This window comes from bacterium, assembly GCA_021158245.1.
GTDB lineage: Bacteria > Zhuqueibacterota > QNDG01 > QNDG01 > QNDG01 > QNDG01.
Genome location: JAGGVB010000071.1, coordinates 1 through 10,180 on the forward strand (window position 1 = coordinate 1; position 10,180 = coordinate 10,180).

At 39.7% G+C, this 10,180-nt stretch carries 10 protein-coding genes; 7 read left to right on the top strand and 3 right to left on the bottom strand.

What is annotated here, in order from left to right; all coding sequences use genetic code 11:
- Window positions 1-66: 66 nt before the first annotated feature.
- The 7 genes from J7K93_04510 to J7K93_04540 all read left to right on the top strand — a co-directional run bounded on the left by J7K93_04510 (window position 67) and on the right by J7K93_04540 (window position 5,976).
- On the top strand, window positions 67-1,716 hold the full coding sequence (locus tag J7K93_04510; GenBank protein MCD6116256.1) for a hypothetical protein: 1,650 nt from the start codon (window positions 67-69) through the stop codon (window positions 1,714-1,716).
- Between the two features lie 22 nt (window positions 1,717-1,738).
- Window positions 1,739-2,635 (top strand): DMT family transporter, encoded by an 897-nt coding sequence (locus tag J7K93_04515; protein ID MCD6116257.1) that lies wholly within the window; start codon window positions 1,739-1,741, stop codon window positions 2,633-2,635.
- Between the two features lie 87 nt (window positions 2,636-2,722).
- Window positions 2,723-3,199, top strand: coding sequence for a 50S ribosomal protein L21 (gene rplU / locus J7K93_04520; GenBank protein MCD6116258.1), 477 nt, complete (start codon window positions 2,723-2,725; stop codon window positions 3,197-3,199).
- An 18-nt stretch (window positions 3,200-3,217) separates the two neighbouring features.
- Window positions 3,218-3,469, top strand: a complete 252-nt coding sequence (rpmA, locus tag J7K93_04525; GenBank protein MCD6116259.1) for a 50S ribosomal protein L27 — start codon at window positions 3,218-3,220, stop codon at window positions 3,467-3,469.
- Window positions 3,470-3,621: 152 nt separating this feature from the next.
- Entirely contained in the window at window positions 3,622-4,590 is a 969-nt protein-coding gene (locus tag J7K93_04530; protein MCD6116260.1) for a hypothetical protein, read from the top strand.
- Window positions 4,591-4,739: 149 nt separating this feature from the next.
- Window positions 4,740-5,489, top strand: a complete 750-nt coding sequence (locus J7K93_04535) for a hypothetical protein (protein MCD6116261.1) — start codon at window positions 4,740-4,742, stop codon at window positions 5,487-5,489.
- Window positions 5,490-5,505: 16 nt separating this feature from the next.
- Window positions 5,506-5,976 (top strand): hypothetical protein, encoded by a 471-nt coding sequence (locus J7K93_04540; GenBank protein MCD6116262.1) that lies wholly within the window; start codon window positions 5,506-5,508, stop codon window positions 5,974-5,976.
- Between the two features lie 77 nt (window positions 5,977-6,053).
- Here J7K93_04540 and J7K93_04545 read toward each other — a convergent pair whose 3' ends face one another.
- From J7K93_04545 to J7K93_04555, 3 genes are all read right to left on the bottom strand, one after another.
- Window positions 6,054-8,408: a TonB-dependent receptor gene (locus J7K93_04545; protein MCD6116263.1), complete on the bottom strand. Its 2,355-nt coding sequence runs from the start codon at window positions 8,406-8,408 to the stop codon at window positions 6,054-6,056.
- Between the two features lie 19 nt (window positions 8,409-8,427).
- Window positions 8,428-9,603, bottom strand: coding sequence for an aminopeptidase P family protein (locus tag J7K93_04550; protein ID MCD6116264.1), 1,176 nt, complete (start codon window positions 9,601-9,603; stop codon window positions 8,428-8,430).
- Window positions 9,593-10,180, bottom strand: a 588-nt coding sequence (locus J7K93_04555; protein ID MCD6116265.1) for a glycosyltransferase family 2 protein, incomplete at its 5' end; no start/stop codon positions are given. The genes J7K93_04550 and J7K93_04555, both read right to left, overlap by 11 nt.

Here is a 10,180-nt window from a genome sequence, read left to right on the forward strand (position 1 = left end):
AACAATTTGTAAAAAAACCCGTATAAAATGGTTTCGAAACAATTTTACAAAACAGGGAGATCCGAGATGAAAACCTTATTCAAATTTGTGCTGGGCATATCTCTTTTACTTTCCGTATACTCGGCAAATGCATCAGACAATAATTTAAAACCTTTAACAACCGCAGAAAAAACAAACTACGCAAAAACCTCTACTTATAAAGATGTGATGAATTTCATTAAAGAGCTTCAAAAATTAAGCCCTTACATAAGCGTACAGACTTTGTGTACAAGTGCCGAAGGCAGAGACGTTCCTCTGATAATTCTCGGCAACCCTGTCCCTTCATCACCTTCGGATCTTCGGTATGACGGCAGAATGGCAGTTTATATCGAAGCAAACATACACGCAGGTGAAGTTGAAGGCAAAGAGGCAGTACTGGCTCTTGCGAGGGATATTACAACGGGCAGCAAGCTTTCAATGCTCAATGATCTTGTTATTTTAATAGCTCCTATATTTAATGCAGACGGGAATGAAAAATTTAACGCTACCAACCGCGACAGCCAGAACGGCCCGAAAGAATGCGGAGTAAGGTTCAACGGACAGGAACTGGATCTGAACAGGGACGCTATGAAACTTGAATCACCTGAAGTAAATGCCCTTGTGTCAAAGGTACTGAACAAGTGGGATCCTGCTCTGCTGATTGACTGCCACACTACAAACGGTTCCTACCACATTGAGCCCGTAACATACGTTTGGGGCTTTAACCCGAATGGCGACTTAAGTATTGTTGACTATATGCGCCGTACAATGATGCCGCAGGTTAAAACAATGATGGAAAAAAACTACAATATTCTGTCTGTTGTTTACGGTAATTTCATGGATTACAAAAACCCTGAAAAAGGATGGGTGCCGGCAGGCCCTGAGGTACGATATATTACAAACTATACAGGGTTGAGGAACCGCCTTGCAATTCTTGACGAAAACTACACACATGCGGATTTCAAAACCAGGATTAAGGGTGCCTATGCTCTTGTATCTTCCTCCCTTGAGTATTGTCAACAACATAAAAGTGAAATTATCAACCTCATTTCAAATGCTGACAAAAAGACCGTTGAAAGAGGATTAAATCCTGCTCCGACTGATTCTTTTATAGTAAAATATAATATGGAGGCGTATGATAAAAAGATTACACTACAGGGCTACGAATATGAAATCATAAAACGTAAAAACGTATATCCCCGAATCAAAAAACTTGATAAAAGAAAAACTTATCACATGCCCTACTTCTGTAAGTACACATCAAAAAAATCTGTCAGGCTGCCTTTCGGCTATTTGATTCCTGTTTTCAGTAAAACAATTGTGAAAAAACTGCTTAAGCACGGGCTTGTTGTCGAAAAACTCACAGAGCCTGTTACCCTTAAAGTGCAAACTTTTAAAATACAGTATCTGAAAGCTTCCAAACTCCCCTATCAGGGGCACTATATGCATAAAATAAAGGGCGAATTTTCAACAGTAGAAAAAGTCTTTCAAAAGGGAACCATTTTTGTTCCGACAGGCCAGAAACTCGGCAGTCTTGCAGCGTACCTTCTGGAACCTGAAAGCAACGACGGCCTTGTAGCATGGAATTTTTTTGACAGATACCTTGTAACAGAATGGGGATCAAGATTAAAGACCCTGCCTGTCTACAAAATTCTGAAACCTGCCACACTGGCAAAGAAAAGACTGACATCATTCTGAAAAAAATAGAAAAGGTTGCTTAATGCCCCATTCTCATATCGGTGAATTTGCAGCACTGCTTACAGTATTCTGCTGGACAGTTTCAGCTCTGTCTTTTGAATACGCAGGGAAAAAGATAGGATCTCTGAGCCTTAATTTTATCAGGCTTGTAATGGGTGTTGGGCTTCTTTCTATCTTTTTATTTATTACAAAAGGTACATTTATCCCTCTCCACTCTTCCGGCCATGTCTGGTTCTGGCTGACAATTTCCGGGATTGTAGGTTATGGAATAGGTGATCTTCTGCTGTTTCAGGCTTTTGTAGTTGTAGGAGCACGAATCTCAATGCTGATGATGGCGCTCTCTCCTCCCATTACAGCATTAATAGGCGGAATATTTCTCGGAGAAAGGCTTAACCCCGCTGATTTTATCGGAATGATTCTGACCATTGCAGGTGTCTCAATTGTTATTTTTCAGAAATCTTCAGATGAAAAATCCATAAAGTTCACTCATTCAGGTATTGGGATTCTTTTAGCATTTGGCAGTGCATTCTTTCAGGCTGTAGGGCTTGTTATAAGTAAATATGGAATTGCCAGCGATTCAGCCATTAATGCTGCTCTTATCAGGGGTATTGCAGGAACTATAGCCTTTGCACTGATTATTACTATTGCCAGAAAAACCAAAAACATTATAATAGCAGTAAAAAATATTAACGCTATGAAAATAACCTTTCTTGGTGCATTTTTCGGGCCATTTATAGGAGTGTCTCTCTCTCTTTTTGCAGTCCAGCATACGGCAACTGGTATTGCATCTACTATAATGTCAATTGTACCTGTTTTCATTATTGGGCCTTCAGTAATCTTTTTTAAAGAAAAAGTCACTCTAAAGGAACTCATTGGAGCAATAATAGCTGTTTCCGGGGTTGGAATTCTTTTTCTATAATTGCAGAATTTAGCTTGACTTGATTTTTTATATTTTTTATATTTAAGTCTTGCATATTGGTTATGAATTTTGGAGGATAGACAAAATATGTACGCTATTATTGAAGTAAGCGGATTACAATACAAAGTAACAAAAGGCCAGAAACTACGTGTCAATAAACTTGATACGGAAGTCGGTAAAAAAGTTGACTTTAAAGAAGTCCTGTTGGTTGTTGATAATGACAAAGTTACTGTTGGTAAACCGGTTGTTGCAAAAACAGTTGTAAAAGCAACTGTGCTTTCACATGGGAAAGACAAGAAGGTCTTGGTCTTTAAGAAAAAACGGCGTAAAGGATACAAAGTATTCCGCGGCCACCGCCAGGAATATACTGAGATCATGATTGATAAGATCGGCGCTGAAGCGGAACCAAAAACAAAACCGGCTGCAGCGCAATCCAAGCCGAAAACTACTGAAGTAAAACCGAAACAAAAACCTGCTGCAGCAAAAACAAAAACTTCAGAGAAAAAAAATACTACAGCAGCTAAAAAACCAGTTGCTAAAACAACAAAAAAAGAAGAAAAGTAATATACAGAGGTATTTACAATGGCACATAAAAAGGGTGTTGGTAGTTCCAAAAACGGAAGAGATAGTAATGCCCAGAGGCTGGGAGTTAAACGCTACGGCGGACAGGTTGTTAAAGCAGGGAATATAATAGTCAGGCAGAGAGGTACAAAATTTCATCCGGGCCTCAATGTCGGGCGCGGAAAAGATGATACACTTTTTGCTAAAAGTGACGGCCGTGTTGTTTTTGAAAAAAAAGGGGATAAAAAATTTATAAGTATTCAATCCCTTTAATTTTTTTTATTCTCTATACAACTATAAAAGCCGTTAATTAATATAACGGCTTTTTATCTTTGGAACCGGCAGATAAGATTTTTCGTATAATATATAGAGCAGAAAAACTAAATTTGAAGGGCGGGGATTTTACCCTTCAGGGAGGAACAGCCATGAAACGTTTAACATTTTTCCTCATTTTAACAATTATTATCAGTTTTTTCCTCTATGGTTGTTATACTCAGGTTATGATACAGCAGCACAGCTCCCGAACTGCGGGAAATGACAGCTATTCCGTGACTGAAGAACCTTACAACGATTATTCCGATTACGATACATATGACAACTCATACGATGATAGCTACTACGATGACACAGAAAGAATTGTTCGTGACCACTACCTCTACGGAGATTTCTGGTACGGATATGACTGGTATGATCCCTTATGGGCATCTCCTTCTTGGTACACCTACAATTCATGGAACAGATACTTCTGGAGATACAATGACCCCTGGTTCTATGATCCATGGACTTACGGATACTCTAACTTCTACTCCCCTTATTCCGGATGGGGCATGTACTATCCAGGCTACTACTGGAACTACACTGATCCCTATTATGCATATTGGAACGGATACTACTCATACACTCCTGATAAAAGACGTTCGTTTAACAGGAGACAATCCTTTTCCGGAAACACATACAATCCTTCTGTAACAACAAGTCCGGGAAGAAACGGCAGGATATCAAAAACCGGCAATTCAAACCGTATTTCATCTGCATCTTCAAGCAGAAGAATAAGAAAACGTTCTAATGATTCAGAAAAAAAGATATCTGCATTATCATCAAACTCAAGGACGCTCTTCTCACACGGGCCCAGAATAAGAAAAGACAGAAGTTCCGGCAGAACCGGTAAATCATCAAAAAGCAGATATACGGCAAACAGGAAAAGCCGTTCTTCATCAGGCAGCCTGCGAACACGGCGTTCTTCGTCCGGGTCATCCGGATCAATCTCCCGGACCAGAAGCTCTTCATCAAGGGGATCTACTTATAAGCCTTCAAGCCGTTCTTCATCTTCTTCATCTACAAGAACGAGGAGTTCTTCTTCAAGTAAATCCAGTCCTGCAAGAAGGCGAAAGTAATTTTTTAAAAATAATCAATGTTGAAAAAGCCCTGATACTATTATCCGGGCTTTTTCAATTTATGCTTATCAATCTTTTCTTGACTTTAAAGGTAAATTCCGTTATTTTTCTTATACATGCAAATATTACATAGGTAAGGGATTAAGGATATGAAAATAAAATCATTAGTAATAGCACTGATTATCTTCCCTGCAATTATTATGGCCCAGTCAGGGGCATTGAAACTGGGGATACTGATAGACACACCTGCTGCAAATATTCCTGACAGGGGGCAGATTCAATCAAGCCTGAGAATGTACTCAAACGGAGGATTACTCGGATCAATACTAATTGGCCTCAGTCCGCGTTTTGCACTTGGAGTCTCTTACGGAGGAGAAAATATTGTTGGAACCGGTGACATTAATCTTAACCCTCAGCCGGCAGTAGAAGTAAGATATCTCCTTTTTGAAGAGAGATTTCTCTTCCCTTCAATTGAGATAGGCTTCAATTCTCAGGGATACGGCGCATACAATTCGGAATTAAAACGCTATTCAGTGAAATCTCTCGGATTTTATGCAGTTGCCAGTAAAAATACTTCCTTCCTCGGAGGATTGGGAATTCACGGAGGGATAAATATAAGTACAGAGACAAATGACGGAGACAAGGACCCCAACGTCTTTTTCGGATGTCATAAACAGCTTAATAAAGAGCTGGTCTTATTAGCTGAATATAACACTGCAATAAATGACAACAGCGATAATGCAGTGGGATCCGGCAAAGGATATCTTAATTTTGGAATCAGGTGGGTTTTTGCCCAGCAGCTCTTTATAGAATTTGACATGAGAAATGTCCTTGAAAACGGCGATAAAATTGCAGGCAGCTCAAGAGAAGTAAAGCTTTTTTATGTAACTCATTTTTAGCAAAGGGAACCATTGAATGGGGAAAAAAAACAGGCACTTCTTTATACAAAAATTGCTGGACACTGTAGCCATTGGTTCACAGCAGGAATTCTTAACTGAATTAAGAAAAGAGGGCATTAAAATAAGCCAATCCACTCTTTCAAAAGATCTGAAAGAGCTGGGAATTATTAAAGTACGGGGAAAAAACGGCAGATTCAAATTCCTGCAGACCAGAGAACGCGACAGTTTCAGGACAGGTGTTCTCTTAAAACGGGAAGTACTCGACTATCTGCAGGAAACCACAGTGGTTAATAATCTTCTTGTAATGAAAACTATTCTTGGCAACGCAGCCGGACTATCACGTTGCCTTGACGATATCAACTGGCCGGAAATTGTCGCTACAATTGCAGGCGTTGACACCCTCGTTGTAATAACAAAATCAGACGAAGACGCACAACTTATCGACAAAAAGATTCATGAACTTACAATTCAGGAAAGTGATATCTAAATATTAAGGGGCAATGAACTTTATAAGAATTCATTGCTCCTATTTTTCCAAACCAATTTAAAATCCGGTGTATCTGTTTACTTTCTGATCTCAATGCTGATAATAAAATTTCGTCCGGGCCCGTTAATACCGGAACCATGTTCTCTGTAATTCACATCAAAAATATTTTCAATACTGCACATTATTTCACCTATATGAGGGATATTGTAATTTGCACGCAAGTTAACAGTAACCCATCCAGGAGTGCCTCCCACAGGAATACGAGGATCATCCATATCATCAGAAGAAAGTTTATCCTGCTTTGCTGCAAACCGTACGAACCACTCAATTGAGCATCCGGTCATATTAATTTGTGCGCCAAATAAACCAAATAAAGGCGGTATCCCTCCAACCGGTTCCCCAAGTGTCACATTCCACCCATAAGGCATCGTTAAATTGGAAAACACATCTATTATATCGCTCCTGTAATTTAATGCAGACTCAACGCCGCATAGATATGCCCTGCCTGTATTCTGCTTTGATTTTACTTTAAAAAGTATGGAGTTCCTCTCAATCACTGATGATCCTCCGTAAACAGCATCTGCACTTGCAATTAAATTATTGACACTTGCATAGTAAACAGATACTTCTGCAGACACATTTTTCTTTTCAATTTTCACACCTGTATCAAAGCTGGTCATTGATTCCGGTCTTAATTCCGGATTAGGTATCTCAAATGTATTGCCTTTTGACTCACCGAGTTTTGAGATATCACTTAAATTAGGAGCTCTAAAGGCCTGCCCAAAATTACAATTCAGGAATACGCCATCACTCATTTTATAGATCAGTCCTTCACTACCTGTTAATGCGTGAAAATTCTGAGATATTGTCTCTCCAAAAATGTCTGTTATGGGACTTGAAGCAGGGAGAGAAAACTTTGTGTAAAACCTGCTCAATCTTACACCTGTTACACTCTTCAGGCGCCCACTGATATTTACTTCATCCTGAAGATAAGCGCCTATGCTTGTATAAACAGCACCGTCAGGATATCTTGCCTGTTCGTCTTTTTGTGATACAAACGTCACAGGATCCTGTTTATATCTTTCAGCATTAATCAAATCATGGTATATCTCTGAACCGTAGGTCAAAAAATGCTTATTAAAAAATGATCTAAGCTGTACGGAAAATCCCCCTGTTTTCACTCCTACCCACTCTTTTGTAATTGATGATTCCGGCTTTTTCTGCTTCTTTCTGCCTTCATCCTGTATGTTCATAGAAGCAGTTACCTGCAGAGAAGAAACGTACAGATTATTAAGACTCTTCTCCAGCCGGAGGTATGACAAGTGCCTCTTCTGTGGATTATAAAGCCACAAATAATATCCGTCATTTTCATATTTATCATAACGCGGCAGGTTTGATTTTTTTGTATACTGGGAGGAAAAGATTAATTTTGTTGTTTCAGAAGGATATGAAATTAATTTATAATCCCAGTCAAGACAGTCAAACCCTGACGGGCTCTGAACAGGTCCGTTTACAGAATGTTCAAGCTCAGGTAAGGAATTCTTTACTCCCCGACGTAGATCACCGAACTTTTTAACGCTTACTCCTCCCAGCATACCAATGCGTTTTCCACTGTATGACATATCAACCCTGGAAGTTCTTTCATTGTCTGCTGATGCCCATCTTCCGAAAACACGATAACCTATTCCACTCTTACTTTCACCCTGAACTACATCCTTTGTAATTGCATTGATTGTTCCTCCCAAAGCATCACTGCCGTACATTACAGAAGTAGGGCCGCGTACAACCTCTATTTGATTAAGAGTAAAATAGTCTATCATAGTCAGGTAGGAGTGATTTCCTAGGCGGTACGTAGAGTTGTTCATACGGATTCCGTCAACTAAAAGAAGTATCTGATTAGAGCTTAAACCTCTAATAATTGCGGATCCGCCACCATGGCTGGTTTTCTGTACAAATACTCCGGGCTCATCCCTTAACACCTCTGCTGATGTTTTCTGATTCCTTTCACGTATTGCATTTTCAGTGATGAGATTTACCGCTTGGGAAATATCCGTAACCCCTCGTTCCGAACGTGTTGCTGTTACGGATATACCGGGAGATCTGAGTACCTGCAAATTCATAACAATTGTTCCAAGCTCGGCAATTTGCTTTGATCTGATAATTACAGGAGAGATAATTTTTTCCGAAAAACTTATATGTTTGATTTTAAGACTGTATACTCCTTCAGGCACACCGGTTAGTGTAAAAGTTCCATTATTATCAGTTACACCTCCGATTACTGTTGACATTAACATTACATGCGCTTTTACTACAGGATTTCCCTGTTTATCCGTCACAGCCCCCCTTATTGTACCCTTTTCAGGAGAAACTGCACTGATGCAGGAAATTACTGACAGAAAAAGAATTAAGGTTTTAAGGATTATTCCGCGCATTTCTACTATCTCCTTCCTATTAATGGATAAGAATGAGTTTTTCCTGCGGTTTTGAAAGGAATTCACAGCCTGATTCTGTTACAACAACTATCTCTTCCATAGTAGCAACTCCATAACCCTTGACATTAAGCCTGGGCTCTATTGTGTAGACTTGGCCTGCTTCAATTTTGAGAAAGGGAAGATCCTTGTATCTGTCCCATTTGGGGCATAACAAACCTGCACCGTCATGAGCCTTTCTGCCGACCTGATGCCCGAGTGCATGAGGAAACTCCTCATATCCTCTTTCTACGATATAGCTCCTTGCCACTTCATCAATTTTCCAGCCTTCCACACCAGGCCTGAGAGCTTTTGCAGCAGCCTGTATGGAATCCCTTATTGTCTCAAAGCCTCTGATTACCTCATCAGGCGCTTCCTGCTCATCAGGCCTCAGAAAATACCAGGTCCTCTGAAGGTCTGAAACATATCCTTCATACCTTACACCAAAATCTATATTCATTATATGCCCGGGCTCAATTTTTCTGTTAGTCGGGCCTGCATGTGCACCTGCACTTTCAGGCCCTGTGAAAACTGCAGGGCATTGTTCCGAATCCCATGCCGGGCCCAATCCTCTGAAATCCATCCTCTCATTTATAAATTGGTGTACATCCTGTTCAGTATGGCCTGCGACAACAAAACCTGTAACCTCATCGAAAATTTCCAGAGTAATATCTATGGCTTTTTTAATTTTTTCTATTTCAGCAGAAGATTTCCGCCCGCGTACAGCGGAGATGACAGGCGCACTGGATTCAAATCTTTCTGTGTATGGAGTATCTTCAAGATATTTTGTGAGATTCAGATACAAACCGTGGCTCAATCCGTCAGACATTACATCGCCTTCGGAAAAATTGATTGCTATCCTTTTGGGATCAATCTCTTTAAAAATGTTTACAAGAGGTTCTTTAATTGAATCAATATACGTAATAATTTCATAATCTGCATGATCTTTGATATTCTGAGCATCAAGGCTGCCTACAATTGCCACTGTCCTGCCCTCTTTTGTGATGATAAATGCAGACTGCCAGGTACAGTTAGTACCGAGAATAAGGTCCAGAACCGGATCAGGAGTTGAAGAAGTCTCTCTTGCAAAAGTAAGCCACATGTCCACATCCTTCTCTTTCAGGATTGCAACCGCTTGTTTGATCTTCTCATTTACCATTTTCTTTACCTCTTTTAAATTTTATTGTTTGTTGTTTTTCCCACATTTTAGAATAGAGGACAAACAGATACACAGAAGAGAAAAAACAGACAAAAAAGCCTGTTATCCCGTCTTTATAACCTTTTTTGGTAAAATACATTCTTGAAAATCTTGATAAGCTGTGTAACAAAATATCATACCAGTGAATTTTCTTATTGCCGATTCTCTTCAGTTTATCTTCAACTTCAAGGGAGGTATATCTGTTCATCTTTCTGAAGTACTCACTTATGGAGTTATATGAATAGTGAAGCAGATTACCCTTAAGTTGTGCTGTCTCTCCATCTACTTTAAAGCCTTCATGTATATCCGTTTCAGGAATCGCTACCTTATCTTTTCTAAAGCAGCGCATTACAAAATCCGGTGCCCACCCGCAGTGATTTACAGGCTGGGAAAGGAAGTGGTTCTTACGGTTCATATAATAACCGTTATACTTTTCTTTTCCTGCTCTGGCAAGAATATCTTCTCTCAGCTCATCAGTGACAACTTCATCTGCATCAACAAACAGAACCCAGTCTCCTCTTGCTTTTGATAATGCAAA